30 protein-coding genes are annotated in these 26,857 nt (G+C 59.9%); 12 read left to right on the top strand and 18 right to left on the bottom strand.

All coding sequences use genetic code 11. From position 1 onward, the window contains the following. The 13 genes from FHX14_RS22275 to ccoN form a co-directional block, all read right to left on the bottom strand. Positions 1-116 (bottom strand): cytochrome c maturation protein CcmE (locus FHX14_RS22275; RefSeq protein ID WP_184378723.1); only part of this gene is annotated, 116 nt, incomplete at its 3' end. Then, complete coding sequence (ccmI, locus tag FHX14_RS22270) at positions 113-1,243, bottom strand: c-type cytochrome biogenesis protein CcmI (RefSeq protein WP_184378721.1); 1,131 nt, start codon at positions 1,241-1,243, stop codon at positions 113-115. The genes FHX14_RS22275 and ccmI, both read right to left, overlap by 4 nt. 67 nt (positions 1,244-1,310) lie before the next feature. Beyond that, entirely contained in the window at positions 1,311-2,048 is a 738-nt protein-coding gene (locus FHX14_RS22265) for a response regulator (protein ID WP_184378719.1), read from the bottom strand. Positions 2,049-2,232: 184 nt separating this feature from the next. Next, complete coding sequence (locus FHX14_RS22260; RefSeq protein WP_184378717.1) at positions 2,233-2,898, bottom strand: Crp/Fnr family transcriptional regulator; 666 nt, start codon at positions 2,896-2,898, stop codon at positions 2,233-2,235. 22 nt (positions 2,899-2,920) lie between these two features. Then, on the bottom strand, positions 2,921-3,079 hold the full coding sequence (gene ccoS / locus FHX14_RS22255) for a cbb3-type cytochrome oxidase assembly protein CcoS (protein WP_003592781.1): 159 nt from the start codon (positions 3,077-3,079) through the stop codon (positions 2,921-2,923). Further along, entirely contained in the window at positions 3,076-5,364 is a 2,289-nt protein-coding gene (locus FHX14_RS22250; protein WP_184378715.1) for a cation-translocating P-type ATPase, read from the bottom strand. Before FHX14_RS22250 ends, ccoS begins: the two co-directional genes overlap by 4 nt. Next, positions 5,361-5,846: a FixH family protein gene (locus FHX14_RS22245; protein ID WP_003592778.1), complete on the bottom strand. Its 486-nt coding sequence runs from the start codon at positions 5,844-5,846 to the stop codon at positions 5,361-5,363. The genes FHX14_RS22250 and FHX14_RS22245 overlap by 4 nt, the downstream gene beginning before the upstream one ends. After that, the gene (ccoG, locus tag FHX14_RS22240; RefSeq protein WP_184378712.1) at positions 5,843-7,414 is read right to left on the bottom strand and encodes a cytochrome c oxidase accessory protein CcoG; all 1,572 of its coding nucleotides are present in this window, start codon (positions 7,412-7,414) and stop codon (positions 5,843-5,845) included. Before ccoG ends, FHX14_RS22245 begins: the two co-directional genes overlap by 4 nt. 265 nt (positions 7,415-7,679) lie before the next feature. After that, positions 7,680-7,865 (bottom strand): hypothetical protein, encoded by a 186-nt coding sequence (locus FHX14_RS33100; RefSeq protein WP_246713428.1) that lies wholly within the window; start codon positions 7,863-7,865, stop codon positions 7,680-7,682. Positions 7,866-7,876: 11 nt separating this feature from the next. Next, positions 7,877-8,740, bottom strand: coding sequence for a cytochrome-c oxidase, cbb3-type subunit III (gene ccoP / locus FHX14_RS22235; protein ID WP_184378710.1), 864 nt, complete (start codon positions 8,738-8,740; stop codon positions 7,877-7,879). 1 nt (position 8,741) lies between these two features. Beyond that, entirely contained in the window at positions 8,742-8,894 is a 153-nt protein-coding gene (locus tag FHX14_RS22230) for a CcoQ/FixQ family Cbb3-type cytochrome c oxidase assembly chaperone (RefSeq protein WP_003592769.1), read from the bottom strand. Positions 8,895-8,902: 8 nt separating this feature from the next. Next, on the bottom strand, positions 8,903-9,637 hold the full coding sequence (ccoO, locus tag FHX14_RS22225; protein WP_003592767.1) for a cytochrome-c oxidase, cbb3-type subunit II: 735 nt from the start codon (positions 9,635-9,637) through the stop codon (positions 8,903-8,905). Positions 9,638-9,645: 8 nt separating this feature from the next. After that, positions 9,646-11,268: a cytochrome-c oxidase, cbb3-type subunit I gene (gene ccoN / locus FHX14_RS22220; RefSeq protein ID WP_184378708.1), complete on the bottom strand. Its 1,623-nt coding sequence runs from the start codon at positions 11,266-11,268 to the stop codon at positions 9,646-9,648. Positions 11,269-11,505: 237 nt separating this feature from the next. Here ccoN and FHX14_RS22215 point away from each other — a divergent pair, with 237 nt between their 5' ends. The 6 genes from FHX14_RS22215 to FHX14_RS22190 all read left to right on the top strand — a co-directional run bounded on the left by FHX14_RS22215 (position 11,506) and on the right by FHX14_RS22190 (position 18,206). Further along, positions 11,506-12,237 carry a helix-turn-helix domain-containing protein gene (locus FHX14_RS22215; protein ID WP_184378707.1) on the top strand — a complete coding sequence of 244 codons (732 nt, stop codon included), beginning with the start codon at positions 11,506-11,508 and terminating at the stop codon, positions 12,235-12,237. Between the two features lie 18 nt (positions 12,238-12,255). Beyond that, complete coding sequence (locus FHX14_RS22210) at positions 12,256-14,181, top strand: PAS domain S-box protein (protein ID WP_184378705.1); 1,926 nt, start codon at positions 12,256-12,258, stop codon at positions 14,179-14,181. Between the two features lie 496 nt (positions 14,182-14,677). Further along, on the top strand, positions 14,678-15,121 hold the full coding sequence (locus tag FHX14_RS22205) for a pseudoazurin (protein WP_003590880.1): 444 nt from the start codon (positions 14,678-14,680) through the stop codon (positions 15,119-15,121). A gap of 62 nt (positions 15,122-15,183) precedes the next feature. Further along, on the top strand, positions 15,184-15,711 hold the full coding sequence (locus tag FHX14_RS22200) for a DUF1775 domain-containing protein (protein WP_003590878.1): 528 nt from the start codon (positions 15,184-15,186) through the stop codon (positions 15,709-15,711). A 14-nt stretch (positions 15,712-15,725) separates the two neighbouring features. Continuing rightward, entirely contained in the window at positions 15,726-17,378 is a 1,653-nt protein-coding gene (locus FHX14_RS22195) for a copper resistance protein CopC (protein WP_184378703.1), read from the top strand. A 126-nt stretch (positions 17,379-17,504) separates the two neighbouring features. Further along, complete coding sequence (locus FHX14_RS22190) at positions 17,505-18,206, top strand: YoaK family protein (protein ID WP_003590875.1); 702 nt, start codon at positions 17,505-17,507, stop codon at positions 18,204-18,206. A gap of 173 nt (positions 18,207-18,379) precedes the next feature. Here the strand turns inward: FHX14_RS22190 and FHX14_RS22185 are convergent, their stop codons facing one another. The 5 genes from FHX14_RS22185 to FHX14_RS22165 all read right to left on the bottom strand — a co-directional run bounded on the left by FHX14_RS22185 (position 18,380) and on the right by FHX14_RS22165 (position 20,823). Continuing rightward, on the bottom strand, positions 18,380-18,670 hold the full coding sequence (locus FHX14_RS22185; RefSeq protein WP_003590873.1) for a hypothetical protein: 291 nt from the start codon (positions 18,668-18,670) through the stop codon (positions 18,380-18,382). Between the two features lie 459 nt (positions 18,671-19,129). Next, a complete protein-coding gene (locus tag FHX14_RS22180) occupies positions 19,130-19,375 on the bottom strand; it encodes a hypothetical protein (protein ID WP_184378701.1) in 246 nt (81 codons plus the stop codon). A gap of 169 nt (positions 19,376-19,544) precedes the next feature. After that, positions 19,545-20,000 (bottom strand): pyridoxamine 5'-phosphate oxidase family protein, encoded by a 456-nt coding sequence (locus FHX14_RS22175; RefSeq protein WP_003590866.1) that lies wholly within the window; start codon positions 19,998-20,000, stop codon positions 19,545-19,547. Positions 20,001-20,175: 175 nt separating this feature from the next. Beyond that, positions 20,176-20,664, bottom strand: coding sequence for a hypothetical protein (locus FHX14_RS22170; RefSeq protein ID WP_003590864.1), 489 nt, complete (start codon positions 20,662-20,664; stop codon positions 20,176-20,178). A 3-nt stretch (positions 20,665-20,667) separates the two neighbouring features. After that, positions 20,668-20,823, bottom strand: coding sequence for a hypothetical protein (locus FHX14_RS22165; protein WP_003590863.1), 156 nt, complete (start codon positions 20,821-20,823; stop codon positions 20,668-20,670). 324 nt (positions 20,824-21,147) lie between these two features. Between FHX14_RS22165 and FHX14_RS22160 the strand changes: the two genes are divergently transcribed. From FHX14_RS22160 to FHX14_RS22140, 6 genes are all read left to right on the top strand, one after another. Continuing rightward, positions 21,148-21,699, top strand: coding sequence for a cytochrome c oxidase subunit 3 (locus tag FHX14_RS22160; protein WP_003590862.1), 552 nt, complete (start codon positions 21,148-21,150; stop codon positions 21,697-21,699). A gap of 95 nt (positions 21,700-21,794) precedes the next feature. After that, positions 21,795-22,124, top strand: coding sequence for a hypothetical protein (locus FHX14_RS32810; protein ID WP_210301103.1), 330 nt, complete (start codon positions 21,795-21,797; stop codon positions 22,122-22,124). An 81-nt stretch (positions 22,125-22,205) separates the two neighbouring features. Then, on the top strand, positions 22,206-22,658 hold the full coding sequence (locus tag FHX14_RS22155; RefSeq protein ID WP_184378699.1) for a cytochrome c: 453 nt from the start codon (positions 22,206-22,208) through the stop codon (positions 22,656-22,658). A gap of 19 nt (positions 22,659-22,677) precedes the next feature. Next, positions 22,678-24,018, top strand: coding sequence for a cbb3-type cytochrome c oxidase subunit I (locus FHX14_RS22150; RefSeq protein ID WP_003590859.1), 1,341 nt, complete (start codon positions 22,678-22,680; stop codon positions 24,016-24,018). 30 nt (positions 24,019-24,048) lie between these two features. Next, the gene (locus tag FHX14_RS22145; RefSeq protein ID WP_003590857.1) at positions 24,049-24,861 is read left to right on the top strand and encodes a CbbQ/NirQ/NorQ/GpvN family protein; all 813 of its coding nucleotides are present in this window, start codon (positions 24,049-24,051) and stop codon (positions 24,859-24,861) included. Between the two features lie 8 nt (positions 24,862-24,869). Then, positions 24,870-26,759 (top strand): VWA domain-containing protein, encoded by a 1,890-nt coding sequence (locus tag FHX14_RS22140; RefSeq protein ID WP_184378697.1) that lies wholly within the window; start codon positions 24,870-24,872, stop codon positions 26,757-26,759. The last annotated feature ends 98 nt before the right edge of the window (positions 26,760-26,857 follow it).

The raw sequence follows: 26,857 nt of genomic DNA, 5'->3' as shown, positions 1-26,857 counted from the left end.
GGCATGTAGAAATAGGCGACCGACTGGCTGAAGGCGAACATGACCAGCAGCACGGCGGCGGCAATAAAGCCCATGCCGCCCGCGATCACCGCCAGGCGCTTCTGCTTGCGGGTCATTGCGTCGCTCCCTCAGTGGCTATGCCGAGTTCCCTGGCGAGCGCCAGCAATTGGCTGCCCTGTTCGCCGGGCGGCGGAAAGGCGGCAAGCCCGCGCTTCAGCGCATCGGCGGCGCGATCCTTGTCGTTCAACACGGCATAAGAGCGGACGAGCCGCACCCATCCCTCGAAATTGTTCGGATCGGCGCTGAGCTTGGCGTCGAGGCTCTCGACCATGCCACGGATCATCTGCTGCCGGTCGCCGGCATTCATGCTCTGCGCGGCTGCGACATCTTCCTGCGTGGGATTGGCAAGGAATTTGTCGGTGGCAATCACAGGAGTTCCGCCGTTTCTTGCAATGTGTTCGTTGACGAGCGGCAGCCAGGGCGCATTGGCGGGAGATTTCATGGCGATCGACTCGAATGCTACCAGCGCATCCGCCGTCCTGCCTTCCTGTTCGAGTCCCAGCGCCATATAAAAACGGGCACGCGGGTTTGCAGGATCGATCTTCAGCAAGCTCTGGAGCACGACGCGGACCTCCTCCCCCACAATGCCGTTCGAACGAGCCATCAGGGCCTGCGACAGCCCGTCCAGACGCGGGACGCTCGGCCCAAGGATACGAATGGCGGACCGATATGCCTCTGCCGCGTCGTCCGCTCGACCCATTTTGAGGAGAACGGGAGCAATGACGTCCCATCCTCGGCCATCCTCCGGGTTGCCGACCAGATGGTCCTGAGTCTTCTTGACAAGGATCTGGAGATCCTGGCCGGGGTCGGAGAGCCTAGCTTGCAAAGGACGAGACTGTAGCTCCGGAGAGCCTAGCGAAACGTAGAGTCCGATGCTGAGAAGCGGTAGGAACACCGCGACCGCGAATCGAACCCAGCCGTGGGAGCGTCGTGAACCTCCGGATGCTTGCGGCCGCTCGACTGCCTTGAACAGCCGTCGCGCCGCTTCCGCCTTGGCGAGTTCATATTCGTCTGCAGCGATCTGACGGGCTGCGAACTCATTTTCCAGTTCGATAAGTTGGTCCCGATAGACATGGGCATCCAGGCCGTCCTTCAAGGGACGGAGGCGACCCGACGAAAGCGGATGCATGAGAGCTGCAGTTGTGGCGGTCGTCACGACCGCGAAAAGTATCCAGATGATCATTGGTCCAGAAGCCATTGCACGCCCGACCGTATGCACGATCGACACGCCGAACATTGACCCCGATCAATTATCTCTCATTTGATGGACGCGGTGTGAAGACGTACCCGACGCCGCGAACCGTCTGGATCATCATCGGTTCCTTTGGATCGACTTCGACCTTTTTCCGAAGGCGGACGATCTGCGCATCTATGGCTCGGTCGAAGGCCTCCAGACTGCGGCTTCTCGTCAGGTCCATCAGCTTGTCACGAGACAGGACCCGCCCCGGATTACGTGCGAAAACGAGCAGCATATCGAACTCCCCGGTCGTCAAGGAAACGTCTTCCCCCTGCGGAGACGAAAGTCTCCTTCGACCAACCTCGAGCCTCCAGCCGTCGAAACGGAGAACTTCCTCCTCTGCATTCGGCGAAGGGGCCGTCTGAGGGGCAGGAGTGCGTCTCCTCAGGACTGTCCTCAGCCTTGCGAGTAGTTCCCTCAGATGAAACGGCTTTGCTACATAGTCGTCGGCACCAAACTCCAGGCCCACAACCTTGTCGGTGACGTCGTCCTGCCCAGTGAGCATCAGCACCGGAACGTCCGACGTGCTGCGCAACTCCTTCAGCAGTTCCAGCCCGTTCTCTCCGCCGGGAAGCACGAGGTCGAGAAAAACGGCGGCGTACGACGCCTTCGACAGCTCAGCGCGCATGGCAGCGCCGTTGCCAACCGCGTTCACCCTGTAACCATTGTCCTCAAAATAGCGGACGAGCATCTGTCTGATCCGAGCGTCGTCGTCGACCACCAGAATACGATCCGGTTCCATGTAACTCATTCGTCCCGCTGCGACCGTGTTTCAAATGAGATAACGCAGGATTGCGGGCAATGCCACTGTTCGGGGTAGAGATTATGTGCACATCGCACGATAAGAGGCCGGCAGCAGCGGCTTCCCGCTTGCTGTCATGTTAGATCACACAAGAGCCTGGTCACATGATGTGGTTCCCACGACCTTCAGTCGTTCAGCACGCGTCTCTCAGCAAGGCAACGTTGCCGATGGAAACCATTCTGCCCTTTACTGCTACTCCCGCATCGGAGAGCGTGGCAAAGGCGCGTGACAGGGCCTCGGGAGCAAGTCCGAGCTTTCCGGCGAGAATCCGCTTCTGATAAGGCAGCCGGAACGTCGCCTGGGCCGTCGCCTCCGGACAGCGGCTCACAAAGTAGTTGGCCACCCGCTGGGCGGCGGTGTGCAAGCGATCGCCCGCTATGCACTCCAGCGAGCCGAGCAGATGCCGGGCCATGATTCGCATGACATTGCGCTGCACGCCGCTATTTTCGGCAGCGAGTTGACGCAGGCCAGGCAGATCGAATAGCGCAAGCTCCGTGATGTCCGCCGCCCAAGCGCCCTGCGCGTATACGTCGCCACCAGGAACGAGATATTCCGCAAAGGTATCCCCCTGCTCGCAGACGCAGACGTCGGCCTCACGCCCGCCTGACTCGGCTTTGGTGAGTCGGACAAGGCCTCTTACGACATAGAAGACTTGCGAGGCGCGCTGCCCCTCGGCCGCTATCCGTTCGCTGACCGCAAATGTCCGTAGTTCCACCAACGCCAGCATACTTCGAACGGCATCGGCGTCGAGCCCTTCGAACAGCTCGGATCGTAGCAACATCTCGTTCTCTGTAAACATCACCTTCCCCCTCTATGACGGCTTACGACTTCGGCGGACCCGACTCGTCGTCGGCGAGCACGCGCCAAGCGGCTCCCTGAAGATCGTCGTACTGACCATTCCCAAGAGACCAGAGAAATGCCGCAAGCCCTATGCCGCCCATGAAGAGCGCGATCGGGATGAGATAGATCAACATGTTCATGCGATTCTGGCCTCCCCGCCACTCCCGGCCGGTTTCGGCGAACGTCCGGCACGGGATCGCGTCGCGGCAGCATTGAGCCGAAGGGCGTTGGTCACCACGATGATCGATGACGTGGACATTGCCACCGCTGCGATCAGCGGCGTGGCAAGACCCGCGATCGCCACCGGCACCGCCAGCACGTTGTATCCGATCGCTAGCGCAAAATTCTGGCGTATCAGTCCAGCCGATCGCCTTGCGACTGCGATCGCCTGAGGGACCGCATCCAGCCGGTCATTGAAGAACACAAGGTCGGCGGCCTGTCGGCCGATGTCAGACGCCGTGGCGGGCGCCATGGAGACATGGGCGGCAGCAAGCGCCGGTGCATCATTGATGCCGTCGCCTACCATCAGGACGCGATGGCCGGATTCGCCCAGTTTTTGACACTCGTCGACCTTTTGCCGTGGCGTCAGCGCCCCCATCGCCCGGCTGATGCCGAGCACCTGCGCGACGTTGTCGACCACGCTCTGGCGATCGCCTGAGATAATCAGCGTTTCAAACCTGGTTGACCCGAGTTCCTTGATCGCGTCTTGCGCACCCGGACGAAGCGCATCCTCGAAGAAGAACCGCGCGAGCGTGGCGCCGTTCCGGGAAAGCACGACTTCGGAGAGCGGGCTGTCGACCGTCGACCCCGGTGGAGTTGCGCCACATGCAAACGCCTCGTTGCCCAGCCTGTAGATCTCGCCGCCGCGCGCGGCTTCGAGCCCGCCGCCGGGGATTTCGCTGACGCGGTCGAATGGCGTTCCAGCGTGCCCGACGCTTCTGGCCAGGGCTTGCGACAGCGGGTGCCTCGAGTGGACGGCCAGTCCAGCCGCTTTAGCGAGATCCGCCTCGTCGGCGGCTTCGACCCGGACCAACCTTGGGCTGCCCATGGTCAGAGTGCCCGTTTTGTCGAAGGCGACCGTGTCGATCTCCGCAAGTCTTTCGAGCGCGGAGCCGTCTTTCACCATGATCCCCCTGCGGAAAAGCTCGCCAGCCGCCACGACCTGGACGACCGGAACCGCAAGTCCGAGGGCGCACGGACATGTAATGATAAGCACGGCGACTGCGACCAGCATCGCATGCTTCCAGTCTCCGCCAATGAGCCCCCAAGCAAGAAACGAGACAAGAGCGAGAAGGTGGACCACCGGGGAGTACAGCGCGGCAGCGCGATCGGCGATGCGCCGGTAGCGTGCCCTCCCGCCCTCGGCAGCCTCCATGAGACTGATGATTTCTGCCAAGAGAGAGTCCTTGGCGACCTTGGTGGCGCGGACGACAAGCGAGCCAGTGAGGTTCATGGCACCTGAGCTGACCGCGACGCCGCTGGCGACGGCGACCGGAGTGCTTTCGCCGGTAACGATCGCAAGATCGAGATCGCTTTCGCCGACGACGACCATTCCGTCCACCGGAATCCGTTCGCCGACCGCGACCGCGATCTCATCTCCCACGACGATTTCATCAAGCGGAACGTAACGGCGCGATCCATTAGGCGCCAGGAGCAGTGCCCCACGCGGCGCAAGTCGGGCGAGCCCATTGATGGCAGCGCGGGCCTTTTCGCGCATCACATGATCCAGCGTCCTGCCGATAAGAAGGAAGAACAACAGGGACACGGTCGCGTCGAACCACGCGTGTTCCCCATGATGGGCGGTCTCCCAAAGCGAAACCGCGTAAGAAAGGCTCACGGCCAAAGAAATCGGCACGTCCATGTTCGTGCGACCATGCTTCAACGCGTTCCATGCCGACCGGAAAAAGAACCGCCCCGCGTAGACTAGCGCGGGTGCTGCGATCATCGCCGAGATCCAATGGAACAGATCCCTTGTGGCAGCGTCGGCGCCGGACCAGACCGAGACGGACAGAAGCATGATGTTGGCGGCCGCAAAGCCGGATACTCCGACGGCGAGGAGAAGCTGATTCCTTGTCTTGTCGTTCTCCGCCGCAACTGGTGTGAAGAGATGGGCACGGTATCCAGCGCCGTTGATCGCGGCGATGATTCCAGTCGGGTCGGCAGCACCATCTTCAGTTTTCTCGGCGTACTCGCAGGTGACGCGCCGCGATGTGAGGTTCACCCTGGCCTTCCGAACGTAGGGGAGCGCCGAAAGGGCCTTCTCCAATGCCGATATGCAGCTCCCGCAGTGGACATCGGGAACGCTCAGATCGAGCTGCCGTAGTCCCTCGCCCAAAGAATGGGCTGCGAGTGCGATTTCCTCGGCGCTGACTGATGTGGTGCTCATCGCGAGAACTCCATCCGCATTCATCATGCAGCACGTCATTCGCCGAACCCCGCGGTATCGAGGCGGGAGGCCTCGTGCATCACGACTCTGCCTTCTTTTCGCGAAACGACCTCGACGATCCAGTCGCCCGAGGCGACACGGTGCTGGGACTCAAACTGTCCTTCGCCGATTTTCGTGAATGCGACGTGGAAATCCTCGTGGTCGCCCACAGGGCGTTTGAAATTTGCGGCCACCTCATCGACGAGCGTGGGAGATCCGTCGCGATTGCGGATGTCGTAGTGGATGCGGCCGCCGGCCAGCGACAGTTTTCCGATGATGCCAGACGCCGCCATCGCCTTCATCGCCGCTGCTTTGGCGTTGAACTCCTGACTGGCGACATAGGTGTTCTCGACGACGAGACCGCTCCAGCTCGACGAGGCGAACCAGGCCATCGTCACGTTGACGCCGATCACCACCGCGAAGAACGAGCATGTGGCAAGCAGCATGTGCCGGCCTGTGAACCCTTGAGTGGAGGTAGTCATTTGGCATCTCCCGGTGTGTTGAATGCGGCGCGATAGGTCGCTCTGTCCGAATGTCCGGAGTCCTCGATGGCAAAAAGGAACTCGCTGATCGCAGCGGTCGACTGTTTGCTCGTCACGAAGACTTTGACTGTCGTCGCGACGTCCGGCGCAGCTTCGATGATGAAGGTCCGCGCGTCCTGCTTCGCTAGCTCGGGAATGCGCATGCTGGCGCCGTCGTCGAGGCCTAAAAGGCTGAGCTCGATCCTGCGAGGAGCGGGAACCATATTCAGTATTCGCAGCGTGTAGCCGTTGCGGATGGAGCCGTCGCTCTCCAAGACGTATTGCGGGTTTCGATCGTGAACCACGTTGAGCTCCAGTCGCTCGCGCATTGCGAGATGGACCACCATGGCGACGCCGATCAAAAGCCAGGTGACTGCATAAAACAGCACGCGTGGACGGAATATGATGCGCCAGTCGAAATGCCGGATGGCCTCGACGAACGAGCCGTCGGCATTCCGCACCTTCGTGGGCTGGACCGGTGTTCTTCCGTCGTCCGTCGCGATGGCCATGTTGGCCGCGTATTCGCTGAGCGTCGCATACGCTATGAGGCCACGCGGCTTTCCCACCTTGTCCATGACGCCATCGCAGGCGTCGATGCACAAGGCGCAGGTAATACATTCCATCTGCTGTCCGTCGCGGATGTCGATACCCATGGGGCAGACGGCCACGCAGGCGTTGCAGTCGACACAATCGCCGACCGATTGACCGGCAGCCAATATCTTCTTGGAGTGGCGTGAGCGGGCCTCGCCGCGCCAATCGTTGTACGTAACGACAAGAGAATTTTCATCGAGCATCGCACCCTGGATTCGCGGCCACGGGCACATGTACGTACAGACCTGTTCGCGCATCAGGCCGCCCAGGACGTAGGTAGTCGCAGTGAGAGTAGCGACGGTCGCGTAGGCCACGACAGGTGCCTTCGCTGTGAAAAGCGAGACGAGAAGCGTCGGCGCGTCGGCGAAATAGAAGATCCAAGCCCCCCCTGTCGCGACCCCGATCATCAGCCAGATTGCGTGCTTGACGACCCTTTTTCTTGCCTTGTCGAAAGTCCACGGCCCAGCATCAAGCTTCATGCGGGCGTTGCGGTCTCCCTCGATCGCCCGCTCGACGACAAGGAACAGATCGACCCAGACGGTTTGTGGACAAGCATATCCGCACCACGCCCGCCCGACGGCAGATGTGACGAGAAAGAGACCGAACCCTGCCATGACAAGCAAGCCCGCCACGTAATAGAATTCCTGCGGCCAGATCTCGATGAAGAAGAAGAAAAAGCGCCGTGACGCCAGGTCCACCAGGATAGCCTGATCCGGCGCGTAGGGTCCCCGATCCCAGCGAATCCAAGGAGCCAGGTAGTAGATCCCAAGTGTGATCATCATCACGATCCACTTGAAACGCCGAAAGCGCCCTTCGGCGCGCTTGGGAAATACCTTCTTTCGGGCAGCATAAAGTGGTTCACGTTTGCCGCGGGCGTTCACGGGTTCCGCGTCTATCCGTTCGACCGGGCTGGGATCTGGTGCTGTGTAGATATTCATCGCGCTCTGTCCGATTTTCACCGCCTTCTTCTCAGCTCTGCGAGGGCCCGTCCTTGATCCAGGTCAAGAACGACGACTGTTAAAAAAATGGGCCACGCTCCGGACAGGAAGCGCGGCCCCAAGGGGTTGGTGCCCGTCGTTGTGGCGGCATGCCGCTGTCGGCTCACCGTGACGGGCCTAAATGATGGCCACGCCTCGGAACGAAAAGGCGTGGCCTGGAGGAACTGCGGGGGAGAGACCGCTGGGAACGTCCTCGGGAGGTTGTCTACCTGCTTGTCGGCTTCTGATCTTTGAGCCCGATCAAACTTACCATCGAATTCCCGATCTTTTCGGCGTCCGTGTGTTCGGACTCTGCCGCGGTCGGCTTGGCGCGTACGGAAACGCGCGAGTGGACGACTGCGCGCGGTACGCCGTAAAGAGCGAGCAAGGGATTATGGTCGTGTGTCGTCATGTTGGTATCCTTCAGGTTCCGCCGCCAAGAGAGTGGACGAACACCGTCAATTCTTTCACGGTGCTGTCGCCCAAACGGGCAGCCCACGCCGGCATCACGCCATGCTTGGGCGCCGTGACCTGGCGGGCGATCGCGTCCTCCCCTCGTCCCTTGAGCCAGATCGCATCGGCAAGGTCAGGAGCACCCATGTCAGCCTTGCCTTTGGCGTTCTCGCCGTGGCACGCCGCGCAATTGTCGAGGAATATCTGCTTGCCAGCTTCCGCAGCCGCTGGGTTAGATGGCGTGTTAGTCAGGCCCCAGACATAGGCCGCGACCTGTTTCGTCTGATCTGGACTCAACATGTCGGCGAAGGCCGGCATCTCAGAGACGTGCGTGTCTGCATCCCCGTCGAAGCGAATACCGTGCGCGATGGTCGTGTTGATGGAATCGAGGTCGCCTCCCCATAGCCAGTCGTCGTCGTTCAAATTGGGAAACCCCGGCCCGCCGCTGGCTCCCGAGCCATGACACGGCGCGCAATTCACCTTGAAGGCCGAAGCCCCGCCGGCGATCGCGAACTCGCGAAGGGCTGGATCGGCGTCGATCTCCTGCACCGTCCTGGTGGCGATCATATCGTGAAATTTCATCTGCCCCGCCTTGGCGACGTCGACATCCTGTTGGAGCTCGGCGCGGCTGGAGAACCCTAGATAGCCCTTAGTGGCAGAGGTGATCATGGGGATCGCGGGATAGGCGAAGGCGTAGCCGATGGCCCACAGGATGCAGACGTAGAACGTCCAGACCCACCATCTAGGCATCGGATTGTTAAGCTCGCGGATTCCGTCCCATTCATGGCCCGTAGTTTCGACGCCGCTGATTTCATCGACATGCTTTTCCGACATCTCAGTCATCCTTCAGGGGAATATCGGCGGCTTCGGCGGCCGTCTGCTTGCTGCCGGGGCGAAGGGTGTAGAGGACGGCGCCCACGAAGAAGGCGGCCATTGCCAGCAGACCCCAACTGTCGGCGAAGTGTCTCATTGCAGTATAGGTTTCCATGGATCACCTCATCGGTAGCCGGTCGCGTCGTCGTAGGTCGAGAAATCGACCAACGTTCCGAGCATCTGCAGGTAGGATACCAGGGCGTCCATTTCGGTCAGCCTGGCCGGATCGCCGTCGAAGTCGCCGACTTTCGCCTTTGGATAGCGCTCGAGCAACGCCGTGGTGTCGGCGTTCGGATCAGCCTGCGTCTTCATGTCGGCCTGAGCATTGGCCAACATGTCGTCGGTGTAAGGAACGCCGACGTCTTCATTGGCCTTGAGGTCCATGCCGATGTCCTTGACCGAAATCTCGGTCGTCTTCAGGAACGCGTATTTCGGCATGATCGATTCAGGTACAACCGCCCGCGGATCGGAAAGATGTTGGACGTGCCATTCGTTCGAATAGCGGCCTCCGACACGAGCCAGGTCCGGGCCGGTGCGCTTGGAACCCCACTGGAAGGGGTGGTCATACATGGACTCGGCCGCCAGCGAGTAATGGCCGTAGCGTTCCACCTCATCTCGGAACGGCCGTATCATCTGGCTGTGGCAGAGATAGCAGCCTTCGCGAATGTAGATGTTTCGTCCTGCCAGCTCGAGAGGAGTGTAGGGACGCATCCCCTCCACCTTCTCGATGGTGTTCTGGAGATAGAACAGAGGAGCGATTTCGACGATGCCGCCGATGCTCACGACGAGGAGAGAACCGACAAGAAGGAGGGTGGCGTTCTTCTCGAGGATCTTATGCTTGTCTAATATCGATGCCATTTTTCACCTCACTCGGCAGGCTGTGCCTGGGGCACGTAAGCGGTCGGAATAGCTAGCTCATCGCGCAGGTGGCCGCGGATCGTCATGAAGACGTTCCAAGCCATCACGATCCCACCGGCCAGATAGAGGCCGCCTCCGACCACGCGCAGCACGTAGTATGGGAACATCGCGGCCACGGTTTCCGCGAACGAGTAGACAAGGAAGCCCTGCGAATTATACTCGCGCCACATCAGACCCTGCTGGATCCCGGCCACCCAGAGTACGGCGGCGTAGATGACGATGCCGAGGGTGGCGAGCCAGAAGTGCCAGTTGACCATTCGCAGGCTGTAGAGACGCTCGCGTCCCCAAAGCTTGGGCGTCAGGTAATAGATCGCCCCGAAGGTGATCATGCCGACCCAGCCAAGGGCTCCCGAATGCACATGGCCGATCGTCCACTCGGTGTAATGGCTGAGCGAGTTGACCGTCTTTATCGACATCATCGGACCCTCGAAGGTCGACATGCCGTAAAAGGCGATGGCAATGATCATCATCCGGATGATCGGATCGGTGCGCACTTTGTCCCAAGCCCCCGAAAGGGTCATGAGGCCGTTGATCATGCCGCCCCAGGACGGCATCCAGAGCATGACCGAGAAGACCATACCGAGAGTCTGGGCCCAATCGGGCAGCGCTGTGTAGTGCAAATGATGCGGGCCGGCCCAGATATACATGAAGATCAATGCCCAGAAGTGGATGATCGACAGCCGGTAGGAATAGACGGGTCGGTTGGCCTGCTTCGGCACGAAATAGTACATCATGCCAAGGAAGCCAGCGGTGAGGAAAAAGCCGACGGCGTTGTGGCCGTACCACCATTGTGTCAGAGCATCCTGGACCCCGGAGAAGACGGAATAGCTCTTGGAGCCCAGAAAGGACGCGGGAACGGCAAGGTTGTTGACCACGTGCAGCATCGCAATCGTCACGATGAAGCCAAGATAGAACCAATTCGCGACGTAGATATGAGGTTCCCGACGCTTTAGGATCGTTCCAAGATAGACGGCCAGATAGGCCACCCAAACGATCGTAAGCCAGATGTCGACGTACCATTCCGGTTCCGCATATTCTCGGGCTTGATTGATGCCAAGGACGTAGCCAGTCGCCGCCATCACGATGAAGAGCTGGTATCCCCAGAAGACAAACCAGGCGAGGCTGCCGCCGAACAGGCGCGCATGACAGGTCCGCTGGACGACGTAGAAGGAGGTCATGATGAGCGCGTTGCCGCCGAAGGCAAAGATGACGGCCGAGGTGTGCACGGGACGGAGACGGCCGAAGTTGAGATACGGCGCTAGATTGAGGTCCGGGAACGCCAACTGTGCAGCGACGACGACGCCGACGAGAAAGCCGACGACGCCCCAGAAGACCGTCGCGATCAGTCCGTAGCGGATGACCTCGTCGAAATAGCCCGAAGTGTCGGCCTTCGGCTGATTTCCAGCCGGCGAAAAGTCGACCTTCCTCAGCAGTAATATGGTGCCCGCGCATAGGCAGACGCATAATATGCCCATATGGACCGCAAATAGGTGATCGTGCGCGAAGGCGGCTCCTAGCAGGGCCAGGAAAGCAGCGACCGCGACCACTACTGTTTCCGTTGTGTAGTTCATGATGTCGTCCCCAGTGCGCAGACGACCGCGTCGCGGCCGGCTCTCTCGTACTTTGAGGCAGGACTGTCATGGGTGCGGCCCGGTCTCCTTGATCTAGGTCAAAGAGCGAGGACTTTGGCGCCCAGGCATGGCGCAGTTACAAGCTGTTACACAGTCTCACCATTTGCAACGGGCCGATCATTCCGGTGTGACGCGGGTGCTTTCTATTTCAGGCATCGAAAACGCGGGGACACCAAGATGCTGATGCAGAATCGCCAAGCTTTCCAACCAGTCGAAGCCGCCACGGACATTGCGCGCGGCGGGCGTTCCCTTGGTTCGTTATTCCAGATGTCGACGGTTGAACTCGTTCCGGCTGGAAAGGCTATCTGCTGGGAAGGCGACGCTGCGAAGCATCTCTTCCAAGTCGTCGAGGGCGTCGTTCGTCTCCAGCGCATCATCGGCGAAGGACGCCGCGTGATTACAGCTTTCCACTTCGCAGGCGACGTTATCGGCGCCTTTTTGCAGAGCGACTTCCTGTTCACAGCCGAAGCCGTCACCGACTGCAAGATCCGCCGCGTTTCGCGCAAGAGCTTCAATGAGGAGGTTGGCCGGTGCGACTTGCTGCGTCCGGAATACATTTCCCTACTCTGCAAGGAAACCGTCGCTGCTCATGACCAGATGGTGCTTCTCTCCAAGAAGAATGCCGAAGAGCGGTTGTGCACATTCATCGCCAGACTGGTGTCCCGTCGCAACGCCGAGGTTCACAAGGGCCTATTGCGGATTCCCATGAACCGACAGGATATCGCGGACTACCTCGGCCTGACCATCGAAACGGTCTCCCGAACGATCACCAAGCTGGCGTCCCGCAACGTCCTCGTTCCGGAAGGGCGCCACGACCTGAGGATCGTGAACCTGCGCCGGCTGCAGGAGCTGTCGGGCAACCCAGATGATTTTTCGGAGAAAACCTGCCATAGCGTCAGTCTTCACTAATCGAACGCTGGATAAGCCATGCCGCATCGTCTCGTATCGCCACGCACCGCCTCCTATCAGGAGCTTGATGTAATGGTTCATGTGCTGGACGGCGCGGACATTCTGATCCATCGGTTCGAGGGCACCATCACCCATTGGTCGATCGGCTGCGAAAACATGTACGGGTGGACCAGGGAAGAGGCTGTCGGCGAAAAAGTATACGAGCTTCTCGCAACCCGGTTTCCGGAGCCGGTGGACGAGATACGAAACCAGCTCAAGCAAAGAGGGTCCTGGCAGGGCGAAATCGTACACCGCCACAAAAGCGGGCATGAGATCCACACGGCGTCGCGCTGCGTGCTTGTGAACCTTCCCGATGGCGACCTCGCCATCATTCAGACCAACAGCGACGTCAGCGCCCTGAAGCAGGCTCAGGACGCGGTCAAATCGCGCGAGGCCCACCTGAGTTCAATTCTGGACACCGTGCCGGACGCCATGGTGGTCATCGACCACAAGGGAACGGTGCTGTCGTTCAGCAAGGCGGCCGAAAAGCTGTTTGGCATGCCGTCCGAACAGATTTGCGGGCGCAATGTCAGCACCCTGATGCCGAACCCCTACCGCGACGCCCACGACGGCTACATCGATCACTATCTCGAGACCGGCGAGAAACGCATTATCGGCTATGGGCGTGTCGTCACCGGGCAGCGGGCCGACGGCACCCAGTTTCCAATGGAGCTCCACGTCGGGGAAGCTACTGCGGACGGCCAGCGCATCTTCACGGGTTTCGTCCGCGATCTGACAGGTCGCTTCAAGATCGAGGAAGACCTCCGCCAGGCGCAAAAAATGGAAGCCGTCGGACAATTGACGGGAGGCTTGGCGCACGACTTCAACAACCTTCTGACCGTGATCAGCGGTAATCTGGAGATGATCGAGGACAAGCTGCCTCCCGGCAAGCTTAGAGACATCCTCCGGGAGGCCCAGGACGCAGCAGCCGACGGCGCTAAGCTCACGGGCCAGTTGCTTGCCTTCGGCCGACGTCAGCCTCTTAACCCGAAGCATGCCGACCTCGGCCAGCTTGTGACAGGATTCTCTGATCTGCTTGGCAGAACTCTCGGAGAGGACATCAAGCTCACCACGACAATCGCGGGATCCGATCTGAACGTCGTGGTTGACAGCTCGCAGCTTCAGAACGCAATTCTCAATATCGCTCTCAACGCGCGCGACGCCATGCCGAAAGGCGGCAGCCTGACCACCGAAATCTCGCGCGTGCACCTCGATGCCGACTACGCGAAGATGTATCCCGAGGTCCGCAGCGGCAATTTCGTGCTCATTTCCATGACCGACACGGGAATCGGCATGACGGAAGAAGTGAGGAAGCATGCCATAGAGCCCTTCTTCACCACAAAGGAAGTAGGATCGGGAACGGGACTCGGGCTGAGCATGGTCTACGGCTTCGTCAAGCAGTCCGGCGGCCACCTTCAAATCTATAGCGAAGCTGGTCGAGGCACGACGATAAGGATCTACCTCCCCGCCCTGACCGGATCCAAGCTACAGGAATCTGGTTTGGAGGCAGAGAAAAAGGAGAGCCCGCTTCCTCGAGGAAACGAGCTGATCCTGGTTGTGGAGGACGACGCGCGTGTCCGCCGGGTGGCTGTCGCCCGGCTCGGCGATATGGGATACGCGGTGCTTGAAGCGGACAACGGCCGTGGAGCACTCGAAATCCTGCGCAAAAACGAGGAAATCGCGCTTCTGTTCACCGACATCGTCATGCCCGGCGGCATGACCGGCGATGAGGTGGCAAGGGAGGCTCGGACCCTTCGGCCGGACATCGCCGTTCTCTTCACGTCGGGCTACTCGGAGCCGGCCCTTGCAACGACGGACGTCATTTCCGGTGCTCAATGGCTTCGCAAGCCCTATACCGCGCGAGAACTGGCTTCCAAGATTCGCGAGCTTCTCGATCGGCGCTGATAGGCGCGGTTGCCCATTGTTGATCGACACACCTATGCTTCGTAACATTTTGGCAACCCGGATGCGGCAGCCGGTGCCGGGAGCGCGGCTTCACGTTGACTGGTGAAATTACCGGACTGCTTCATCCAATTTCGCCGGTGCCGATCTCCAACCGACAAGTCGCGGAAACCGTCACCTCTTCAAAGAGCACTGGCCCGTTCTCGACGTCAAGCCGCGACCCTCGCCCTGCCGATATGGTCGAAGTGCCTCCGATTGATCGTCAGACGCAATATTCCGCTGCTGCGCCAATGACGCCATGATCAAAAGGCCGAGCAAGCGTCGGCGGAGCACTGTTCTTTCAGGGAAATCCGATCGATGGCGTTGTCCGTTCGAAGTCGGGCTCAGTCTTGAGAAATTGATTTTATCCAAGTTTGACGAGCATCAAAGAGCGCTGCGCCGCCATGTCCTAGAAGTGTCCCCGAGGCCAAATCCGGCCCCGCAAACAGGAGACATGAAAATGCGTTTGAAATTCGGTCTGATCGCTGCGGCTGCAGTTCTCGTTACCTCGGCGGCGCCGCTGATGGCTGCCGATCACCAGGTTCAGTTGCTCAACAAGGGCGCCGACGGAGTAATGGTATTCGAGCCGGGCTTCGTCAAAGTCGCTCCAGGAGACACTGTCACTTTCGTCCCCACCGACAAGAGCCATAACGTCGAAACATATAAGGGTCTCATTCCCGAGGGCGCAACCGAGTTCAAGTCCAAGCCCAACGAGCAGTTCCAGGCCACGTTCGACGTGCCGGGTGCATATGTCGTCAAGTGCACGCCGCATGCCGGCATGGGCATGGTCGCGCTCATCCAGGTAGGTGACAAGCCGGCGAACCTCGACGCCATCAAGACTGCCAAGGTACCGAACCCGGTGCGTAAGCGCCTCGATGCCGATCTCGCGCAGGTCACCCAGTAACGCAGCTCGAAACAGCGGGTGGCGGCAGAACCGCCGTCGACCCGCCGACTGGACCTATGACAATGATCAAGCATCTCATGCTGGCTGCCATCGTTGCTGTCTGCGGCGCAAGCGTCGCCAACGCGCACATAACGCTGGAGCAATCCCAAGCAACCTCCGGAAAGGCCTACAAGGCCGTTCTCCGGGTAGGTCACGGTTGCGAGGGCAAGGCGACCATCAAGATCCGGGTAAAGGTACCCGAGGGACTGCTCTCCGCGAAGCCCATGCCGAAGTCCGGCTGGACCATCGAAAAAGTCAACGCCGCTTACAAGAAGAGCTACGACCTCTACGGAAAGCCGGTGAAGGAAGGCGTCAGCGAAATCGTCTGGAGCGGCGGGAGTCTCGCGGACGACGAATATGACGAGTTCGTTTTCCGGGCAACCGTGGCCAAGGAGCTGCCGCTCGGAACCCGCATCTTTGTGCCGGTTGTCCAGGAATGCACCGATGGCGCCGTGGAGCGCTGGATCGAAACTCCAGCGGCAGGGAAGAATTCCGACGACTACGAAACCCCCGCGCCATACTTTGACGTCGTCGAGCAGCCGCGCTCGTGATCGGATTGTCGCTCATGTGGTCAAGGATTCCGAATTGGGCGACGTTCAACCTTTCTTTCCGAGCAGCAGCCCTGCTGCTCGTCCTGGCGGCACTCGGCGGCCTCCTGCCGGCGAGCGCGCAAGCTCACGCCGTTTTGAGGAGTTCCTCCCCTGCCAACAACGAAATTCTGGATCGGTCGCCCAGCCGGGTCGATCTCCATTTCAACGAGGTGGTCAGACTCGTCAGCGCGAGTGCGACCGACGCTTCGGGCGACCGGATAGATCTGCAAGGAGATACCTCCGGCTCGGTTGTCCTATTGAATCTGCCGGGCTCGATCTCTCGCGGCACTACGATCGTAAGCTACCGGGTGGCCTCGGAGGACGGTCATCCGATCGGAGGATCCGTCGTCTTCCACGTCGGCACCCCGACGGCCACGTCCACCGAAGTTGCCCAGGGGTCCGTTTCGCCTCTGGCGATCGCGATCTGGGTCGTGCACGCTTCATCCATCATCTTTCTTGCGGTCGTCGTCGGGGGAGCATTGTTCGACCGATGGCTCGGCATTGGGAACCCCTCCCCGTCGCGACATGATCTCGCCGCCTTCCTCGGCGTCCTGCTGTTCTCCACAAACATCTACCTTCAGGGGCTCGACGAAATTGGCGGCGATCTGAGTCTAGCCGGCTTGCAGCCATTTCTCGCAGCGTCCCACAGCAGCCCGGCGATCGCCTCGTCTCTTGCCTTGCTGGCCGTCGTGCTCGTCTCGTTGCCGCTCACCGGCCGGAGATCTTCATTAGCGGCTGCGGCACTGGCAATGATTGCAGCGTCCTCCTCATTCATCTTCAGCGGCCATTGCAGCGTCGTCGAACCCCGGTGGCTTGCGCGAGCATGCGTGTTTCTTCACGGCGGAGTGATGATTTTCTGGATCGGCAGCCTGATCCCCCTGTGGCGGGCTAGCGCAACACAAGCGTGCGCCGGCCAGCTGCTTGGTTTCTCGCGAGCGATCCCCCTGCCTTTCGTCGGGATGCTGCTTGCAGGCGGTGGGCTCGCTTGGATCGAGCTGCCGGCCCTCGATACGGTTCTGCTTTCTATGTACGGACGCGTGCTGCTCCTGAAAATCCTTCTCGTCTCTTTGCTCTGCCTACTGGCGCTCTACAACCGTGTCCGGCTGACGCGGCCTGCGCTGGCTGGAAGCCAGAACGCAAGATGGCGTCTGCGGCGCAGCATCAAGGCCGAGATGCTCCTGGCCATTGCCATCGTCGCTGCTGCATCGCTGTGGCGGTTCGCGGGACCCGATCAACTTCAATTCGCCGCTGCAGCCCCGCTCTCCGTCCACATGCACTCCGATGCCGCCATGGCGCAGCTAGAGCTGCAGGCTCAACCCGACGGAACCTCCACGGTGCGAGTGAGCCTCCTTACCCCTGATCTCGATCCACTCGAACCAAGCATGGTCCTGCTTCGTGTGAAAAAGCCGGAGGCGGGCGTGGAGCCCATCAAGTACAGCCTCGTGAGGTCTCCGGACGACGTCTGGGAAGCGAGCGGTCTTCCAATAGGCGATCCCAAGGGCTGGGAGGCCGATGTCCAGATCCTGATCGATGATTTCACGACGGTTCATCTTGAGGGCGACCTCGCCCCATCGGATGATGCGGCGGAAGCCTCGGCCTCGCCGAGGAGCGCTGATGCCGATTATTGACATTCCTCGGACTCAGGGAGACCGCAGCGGGAGACACTTACCCGGCTCCGCCAGGTTCCGGATCGCCAAGTTAAATCCAACCAGGTCAGGGCATGGTCGCTGAGCCTTGTGTATCGGAAGAATAGAATGCTCATCAAGGAAGGCGAGAGCCGCACGCTCAGAAAGGACATCCTGCTCGCGTCATCGCTGGCTTTCGTTGCCGGGGGCGTCAATAGCGCCGGCTACCTCGGTTTTGGCTACTTCTCCGCCAACATGACGGGAAACGTCTCGCTGATCTCCGACCATGTTTCGGCGGGTGACCTCTACCTTGCAGCTGCGTTCTTGGGAATCGTTGCGATGTTTGTGGCTGGCGCGTTCACGGCGGCGTTGTTCATCCAGATCGGCAAACGCCGAAGGCTAACCGCGATTTATGCTTTGACCCTCTTAGCCGAAGCAGCTTTGTTGATGGGCGTCGGCCTCTACGCTCTCCGAGCAGGTCCAAGTGTAAGCGGCATCGGAACCGTCGGTGCGATAAGCTTTGCAATGGGAATCCAGAACGCGGCTTCCACGCGGATATCCGGAAGCAGGGTGCGAACAACCCACGTATCCGGAATCGCGACGGATATCGGTGTGGGGCTTGCCCAAGTGCTCGAGCCGTCTGATGCACATGCGGGCAGACACACTCGGGATCGCCTCCTCTTGCACAGTGCCACCGTGGGATCATTCCTCGTCGGTGGCACCATCGGCGTCCTATGCTATCACGTCGCCGGAGGTGCAGTTTTCTGCGCATTTTCTATCGTGCTGCTGCTCGTATGCGTGAGATATCTTGTTGGCGTCTCAGATCGTTGAGGACGAGCTGGCCGTCTACTCCACGGTCTGGCCGACCGCGTCGGTGCAGCCACAGCGCTCGGGAAAAGATCCGAACGGAAGCTCTCCAGGAAAAGTCTTTTGATGCAATGGCAACGGTTCTGCGCGTTCCAAAACGGCCTGAAGAGTCAGGATAGACCGGCTTTGTGGTGATCCTAATGACGCCTCGCCTCCTCGAGTGCGGCGTCGAAGAACTCCAGCGCGTATTCTGCCGCGGCGATTTCGTCCTCACGCGTCAGCTTCATCAACGCGAACCTCTGTCTTAGCGTGCGAAGGACCTTCCGGCGCAATTTGGCGGTCGCCAAATCATCCTTGGAGCCAAGCACCTCGCGAAGACATGCGATTGACACGATTTCCGTAACGGCGAGCTTGCCTTCGACTTCACCCTGGGAAGGAATTGCAAAGCGTTCGCCACCGCGTTTGAAGTCACGATCGATCAGCAACATGGTCCAAATCCTTCATTCGATCAACGAGCAGGCGTGTCATTGGAAGTCTGTTCCGGCACACAAGCCGCGCTTACGGATTGTCCGTCAGTTCGCCCGGTTGGCTGCTCTGCTCGACACGAGGAGCAGCTTACATGAGAAATGGATTTGAACATTGAGGAAGGTCAAAGACCGCCGACAATAAGCAGGTAACCTGATCCGCGTCGGGAGCAAGAAGGCAAACATGACCGATTGCGATCACATTCGATTTTTCTTTAATCTGCGTCACGGTGCCCGATACGAACGGGACGCCCGCGGCCTCTTGCTTCCGGATATCGACGCCGCGATTACGGCCGCTCTCTACCGGCGAAGCAGGCGAAAGCAAAGCCGCCGTTGCGAGATCACGGATACCTCGGGCAAAATCCTTGCCGTGGTTCCAGCAATCGGTGAGCCTGCCGAGACTTCGTTTCGGACAAAGATTCTCTAGCTGAGCGCTCTGACCGCCAACTTCTCCGAATGATCTTTGGCGAATCCTTGCATCGCCTCAGCCATGCGCGAGCCGAAACGCGACCCGATCACCGCAAGCGTCGCCGCCTCCTCAGCGACTTCACCAATCGTATTTTGAACGTAGTCCGACGTCACCTCGAGAGCATCGTTATGATCGACGCTTTTAGCCAGATCTCCAAGAAAGCTCATCCACGACTTGCCCCAGCAGGTCGCGAACATCATCGCTTCGGATTGACAACGCAGCGCTGCGGCAATCGACTCGAGTTGGAGTTGAGTGCATAGTTTTGCGAAGCTCTCATTTCCCGAGGGGGATCGAACGACGAACTTCCGAAATGCTCTAAGATCACGGGGAACCTCCTGGTTTGAGGGAATTTCGGCAGGCCTTGGAACGTTAATCTTTTATTGCGCTACGGCCCGACAGCGATCTCACTGAAATCCCGTAGAAGACGTGCGGCGGCTCCGAGAGCACTGGCAGTTCGGCGGGCTTTAGAGACCCTATTTCCCACCAGTCGGAATGCTGCCTCAGCAGCGACCAGGCATGAATTCTTTCATCATGCCTGAAACTATCGTCTGGAAACTCTTCGAACTGGCCGTCGATGACGACGCTTGTCCATCCACCCCCGCTCGTCAGACGCTCGACGTGCAGACAGACCTTGTCGTTCGCCCGCATCCAGTCAAGCTTCCTGCCTGGCATCGAAAAACTGTAGGCCACGTTTCCCGCAAAGGCGAAGTAGATTGCCGCAATATAAGGCTGGCCATCCCTGCAGCACGCCAGGTGTCCGAAGCGCGCGTGTTCAAGGATTTCGTAGCATTCCGCGTGGCTCAACTCCCGTAGCGCAAGTGCCATGAAAGGATCCTCCTCATTATGGTCACGGGAGGGATGCTAACGCTCCACAGGCGTCGCGTCTTTGATCGAGCGCAACGGACATGCGGAAATCGGCTCGACCATTCCGCATCGACGAAAGCGGGATTGGCATGAAAAGCCGCAATCGGGCTGCGACTGCCACCAAACGACAGGCATTCTAGGCTGCCTCGATGACGGCCACAGACACTGGCTGCGCGTCCTGTCTTTCCAATGCTTTCAGGATCTGGCGAACGATTTCCCGTTCCGCTTTAATATGCCGACGCATGGAGCAGAAGAACGAGCGTAAAAGATAACCAATCGCATCCCAGGAGAGATGGCATCGTCCCGCCTTCAGCGCGCAAATCGCGTCGACGACTTCCTGCGCGGCGTCGGCATCGAACAGTCTGCTCGTCCTGCGACGCTCGGCAGCCTCCGTCAGCTCATCATCGATCATGATCAAACCCAGGTGCGACGAAACGACACGCTCCTCCAGCAGATGCGTTGTGCTGAGAAGGGGAACGAGACCGTGGATGATGGTCTCGCATAGTCTGTCTTCGACATGGCAGGGCAGGAAGTCAGCGATGGCTTCGAGTAGATCGCACCAGCCCATGAGCTGCCCGTAGCAGGCTTCGAGGTCGGGAAAATTTTCCGTAAGAATGTTCGTCATGTCCTATCTCTGCAGAAAAAGGCTAGTGGCGATCGCAATGGCGGCCAGGACGGCGGTCACAACGCCCGTCCGCTGCAGGACGCCCATACGAAAGAGCGCTATCGCAAACGTCACGATGACAGGGGTCGCTATCGACAGTCCGATTTGAGCATCAGTCATCCGGTTCTCCTTTTCGGCGACAATAGGAGCTCCCCGGAAGACCTTCTTTGAGATCGATCAAAGATGGATTGAGTTAAGCCCGACCTCTCATCTGGGGCTGCGAGCCTGGTCATCATCGGAAAGGGCGACGACGGACCGCTCAGTAGCCGGATTTGAAGAGCTGGCGTCGTCGGGAAGACGCTCCCACGTCCACTCGACCTCCGTGACAATACGCAGCCTTATGACACGACGCCGACCTGCCGCATCGCTCTCCGCCGGGGTTGGATGAGGTCCTGTTTGCGTTCCCGCAAAGACCCGATGCCATCGCGGCCCTAAGCTCACATCATGACTTCGACCGACGTTAATCAGGAGGTGCACGGCCGAACCGCGTCGGACGGCGGCGACCTTCTTGTGTGGATACTTGCGTGGAGCGAACTAGCGGCATTCGGTGCGCTGCTGACGGCCTATGTCGTCGCCTCGTGGATACACCCCGATGAATTCGCCAAGGGAGCGGCGACGCTTCATCAGACGCTCGCCCTCGGCAACACCATTATCCTCCTGACCAGCGGGTGGTTTGCAGTAAAGGCCGCAAGCTGCTGGCATCAGCGGAGCCAGTGCCTGATGTTGCTCGGAGCGGCGGGTGGCGGCTTTTTATTTGTAGCGCTGAAGCTTTATGAATATCGGCTGGAAGGTGTCTCGCTGCTTGCCGCAGACACTTTCTCGCAACTATATCTTCTCATCACCGGCTTCCATATGGCGCATGTCCTGTTCGGGGCGTTGCTGCTCGTGCTCGTCGCCCGCTTCCCGTCACCTCAGAACGTACATTTGTTGACGACGCTCTGGCACGTGATCGATATCGTCTGGCTGGTGATGCTTCCTGTGGTCTATCTGCTATGAATATAGGGCGTGCCAGTACCCGTCCTTCGAGGGCGTTTGTCCAGCTTTTGGCGCTTACATCGTGTGTTTCAGCCGCCGGGCACGTTCAGGCGGCGATGCCCAAATTTGCGTTCGCGGTCATCGTCACAGTTATCGCAGTGTCGAAAGTGCGGCTCGTCGTGCTCGACTTCCTGGGAGAGCGACAACACCGCTCCCCAATTGGGCCGGCGCTTATCGCCTGGGCAAGCGCCGTGCTCGCCATCGCGCTGACCAAGGCTCTAATATCTGAACCTGACATCGCGTTCTCGCGGTTCACATCAAACATATTCGACTTGGCTAACGGCAGGCGCTTGGGCCTGCAGCCTGTGTGCGACGCCGAGGAACCGCTCGCATCGACGAACAAATCATCGTCATCCTTGCGAATCTGCAAAGAGCCCTGCCGCTAATTGGGCCATCCCATCACAACGAGCCCTTGGCTCGATTTCCGAGGTCACGGCGGTTCCGCCCATGACGTGAAAGGATGATCGATGGCTGAACGCCTGACAAAAACCGCGGCCCGAAACGTCTTCTACGGCGGTTCGGCCTTCTTCTTCGCAATATTCCTGGGCCTCACGGCCCACAGTCACTACTACATCCGCACGGTCTCCACCGACGAGACTACGCTCACGGAATCCGTGGCCCGCGGCAAGCACATCTGGGAAAAGAACTCCTGCATCAACTGCCACACATTGGATGGCGAAGGCGCCTATTTCGCCCCTGAGCTTTCAAACGTTTGGATCCGATGGGGCGGAGACAAGGATCCCTCGAGCGCCCGCGAGGCGCTTCACGCCTGGATGGCCGCGCAGCCGTCCGGCATCGAAGGCCGGAGGCAAATGCCTCAGTTCAATCTCACCGAACCAGAAGTCGACGACCTCGCGGACTTCCTCGAGTGGGTCAGCAAGATGAAGACGCAGAACTGGCCGCCGAACCAGGCGGGCTGAGAGGCGAGAGGATCAAGACATGAAATACAAGACACAAAGCGTCGCCATGCTCTACTTCTATGGAGCTCTCGGCCTCTTCATGGCGCAGCTCCTGTTCGGCGTGATCGCCGGCACGATCTACGTACTGCCCAACACCCTGTCCGTCGTGCTGCCGTTCAACATCGTTCGCATGATCCATACCAACGCCCTGATCGTCTGGCTGCTCATGGGCTTCATGGGCACGACCTACTTCCTCATTCCGGAGGAATGCGAAACGGAGCTATACAGTCCGAAACTCGCCATCGCGCAGTTCTGGATCTTCCTGGTCGCCGCGGCCGTCGCCGTGGTGGGCTACCTGTTCCACATCCACGAGGGCCGAGAGTTTCTCGAGCAGCCGTTCGCCATCAAGGTCGGCATCGTCATTGTCGCGCTGATGTTCCTGTTCAACATCACTATGACCGCTCTGAAGGGCCGCAAGACGACGATCACCAACATCCTGTTGTTCGGTCTGTGGGGCGTCGCCATCTTCTTCCTGTTTGCCTTCTACAATCCCGTGAACCTGGCTTTGGACAAGATGTACTGGTGGTACGTGGTGCATCTGTGGGTCGAGGGCGTCTGGGAACTGATCATGGCGTCGGTGCTGGCGTTCCTGATGATCAAGTTGAACGGCATCGACAGGGAAGTCATCGAGAAATGGCTTTACGTCATCATCGGTCTTGCGCTCTTCTCCGGCATCCTCGGCACTGGTCACCACTACTACTGGATCGGCGCGCCCGGCTACTGGCAGTGGATCGGCTCGCTGTTTTCCACGCTTGAAGTCGCTCCCTTCTTCACGATGGTCGCCTTCACATTCGTGATGACATGGCGGGCCGGACGCAAGCATGAGAACAAGGCCGCACTCCTTTGGTCGATCGGCTGCTCGGTCATGGCGTTCTTCGGCGCCGGCGTCTGGGGCTTTCTCCACACGCTCTCGTCGGTGAACTACTACACCCACGGCACCCAGGTCACCGCCGCGCACGGACATCTGGCTTTCTTCGGCGCATACGTCATGCTGAACCTTGCGGCGATGGCCTACGCTATCCCGCAGATCAGGGGCCGCGCGCCTTACAATCAGTGGCTCTCGATCACCAGCTTCTGGATCATGTGCAGCGCCATGTCGGTGATGACATTCGCCCTCACTTTCGCTGGCGTCGTGCAGGTGCACCTGCAGAGAGTGCTGGGGGAGGCCTATATGGACGTCCAGGACCAGCTCGCTCTCTTCTACTGGATCAGGCTCGGCTCGGGTGTCTTCGTCTTCATCAGCGCTCTCATGTTCATCTGGTCGGTCCTCGTACCCGGCCGGGAGCGAGTGCCGCACGCCACAGCTCAGCCCGCCGAATAGGCGGGCTTCCCTCCCTGGAGATCAAAAGACATGACAATTGCTCTGAATTTTCCTCTCGAGCCGACATCCGAAGTCCCGCATTACGCCGCCCACGGCAACGAATGCGCTTTATTCGAACGCGCTTGGGAACGTCAGCTTCCCGTATTGCTGAAAGGGCCGACTGGCTGCGGAAAGACCAGGTTTGTGCATCACATGGCAGCTCGTCTGGGCCTGCCGGTATCGACAGTATCCTGCCACGATGATCTGACCGCCGCCGATCTGACCGGCCGCTACCTGCTGAAGGGCGGGGAAACGGTCTGGGTCGATGGCCCGTTGACCAAGGCCGTGCGCATCGGCGGAATCTGCTATCTCGACGAGATCGTTGAAGCCCGCAAGGATGTCGCCGTCGTTCTTCATCCTCTTACCGACGACCGACGGATCCTTCCGCTTGAAAGGACTGGCGAGGTTCTCGAGGCCCAACCGGGCTTCATGGTGGTCGTATCCTACAATCCGGGGTACCAGAACCTGATGAAGGCGTTGAAGCCAAGCACCCGGCAGCGTTTCGTTTCGATTGAATTCGACTTCCTTCCCCGCGACCAGGAAATCACGACGATATCGCTGGAGAGCGGCCTTGCCGAAGGCAGGGTCGCGCCGCTCGTCGACCTCGCCCGCCGCTTGCGGGTTCTCAAGGGACAGGACCTCGAGGAAGGCGTCTCCACGCGTCTTCTCATCTACTGCGCGACCCTCATCGATGCCGGACTGCCGTCCGCAGACGCCGTACGCGCCGCAATCATCGAGCCCCTGACCGACGAACCGGATGTGAAGGCGGCTTTGGTCGAGATAGCAAGAGCGACATTCGGATAGGTGCAAGCATGCTTGAATTTCTGGAACTCGAAGAGACGGTCGGCCGCGCCTGGCATCGCCTCGTCGGAGACACCAGTTCGTGGCCGCGTCACCCGAACCATGCTGTCCGACTGACTGAGATCAAACCGCAGCTTGCGGTCTGCTTCAGGGCGTTCGGGGGCGAAGGCACGCTGCAGATCCAGAATTCTCGTCCGAAGACCTCCCTCCATCGACTGCGCTTAAGGCAGGTGGTGGGGCTGGGAGAAGAAAGATGCGATCATGCCTACTGGGATGTATCTGCGGTTCACCTTCCGGCAGTGGTCGACATGTTCGATCACACGGATCTCAACCGCGATCTCTATTTTTGGCTGGCGGCCTACATCGCGACGGCGCCGACATACGTAGACATGCCGCAGGACGCGGCACTCGCCGACATTGCCCGAATAGAACTGGGCCGAGCCACTGCGGCTTGCGTCATTGAAGCATTTCCAGGCATGAAAGAGCGATACGTCCGTCTGAGCCTGGCCATCCTGGCATGCAGGCGACGAGGGAAGCTTCCATTCGCCGAAAGCGAAATTGAGCGGTTCGTCCAGACAGCCCTCTCCTCACCCTTGGATCAGCCGTTCGCCGACAGCGTGCGGCCCGCGATCAAGGCCGCTCCCGCAGGCTACCTTCCGATGCTGCCGGTCCCGATCTGGCCAGACTTCAAACACTTGGACGATGCCGGTGCGTCGGACCGCGAAGACCTGCCGTCCGAAGCCGGCGATCCGCAGACTGCCAGCCGACCATCTCAGGAGGCCCGACGGACAAAGGACGCCGACGACCGCAAGCGAGACCCCTTCGTTCTCAACCGTTTCGAAAAGATCCTCGCCATGGCGGAGATGGTCAACGTCGACCGGCCAACGGACGATCGAGAGGACGAGGACGCGAGCGCTTCCGACGAACTTGATGAGATCACTCTGAGCGAGACCCGCGAACGGCCCAAGTCAAAGTTCCATTTTGATCTCGACCTTTCTCCGGAGGCAGTCGATCCGACGCGGATATCTGGCGAATTCACATACCCGGAATGGAATTATCGCAAGCGGGAATACCTGGAAGATCACTGCCGCGTCGTTGCCGGCCCGGCGGTCGAAGCCGATGACCAGATCATTACCAGCGATCAGGCCGTTATCCGGAAAGTCAGAAGACAGTTCGAGACCCTTCGGCCAAAACGCGAAATCAGGCGGGCTCAGTTGGACGGCGACGAACTGGACGTCGAGGCTGTCGTCCGATCCCGCGTCGATCTGCTGGCGACCGGCCAGCCAGATGACCGGATCTACGAGTCCGCGCGACCCGCTGCGCACGAGCTTGCGACCTCCATCCTGGTCGACGTCTCTCTATCCACCGATTCCTGGATCGACAATCGGCGGGTTCTCGACGTTGAGATGCAGGCCCTCGACATCTTTGCCCGCGGCCTTGACGCCTGCGGCGACAGCTTCGCGATCCACACGTTCACCTCAAGGCGACGCAACTGGGTTCGGGTCGAAACGATCAAAGGATTCAGCGAAAAATTCTCCGCCGCCACCGCACACCGCATCGCAAGCCTCAAGCCCGGCTACTACACGCGCATGGGCGCCGCCATCCGGCACGTTTCCACACAGCTCGACCGGCACGGAGCGCGGAAGAGACTGCTGCTCATCCTGACGGACGGAAAGCCCAACGACGTCGACAATTACGAGGGCCGGTTCGCGCTTGAAGATTGCCGGAAGGCAGTCATGGAAGCGCGCGGCCGAGGCCAGGCAGTATTCGCGGTGACGGTCGACCAGAACGCTGGCGACTATCTGCCGGCGATCTTTGGACGTGAAGGGTTCTCCCTGGTTTCGAACATCGCCAAGCTTCCGAGCGCGCTGCCCTCGATTTACCGCAACCTGACGGCCTAAGACCGGGACCGCCGCCGGCTATGCCAGGGCACGGATCGACATGCCCGGCTGCGCCGGGGCGCCCGGAGAGAGCGACGAGCCGATAGACCGTGCGGATT

Source organism: Rhizobium sp. BK619, assembly GCF_014195245.1.
In the GTDB taxonomy this organism is placed as follows: Bacteria; Pseudomonadota; Alphaproteobacteria; order Rhizobiales; family Rhizobiaceae; genus Rhizobium; species Rhizobium acidisoli.
Note: the sequence above shows the minus strand (reverse complement) of the source record. Positions and strands in the feature narration are given on the sequence as shown.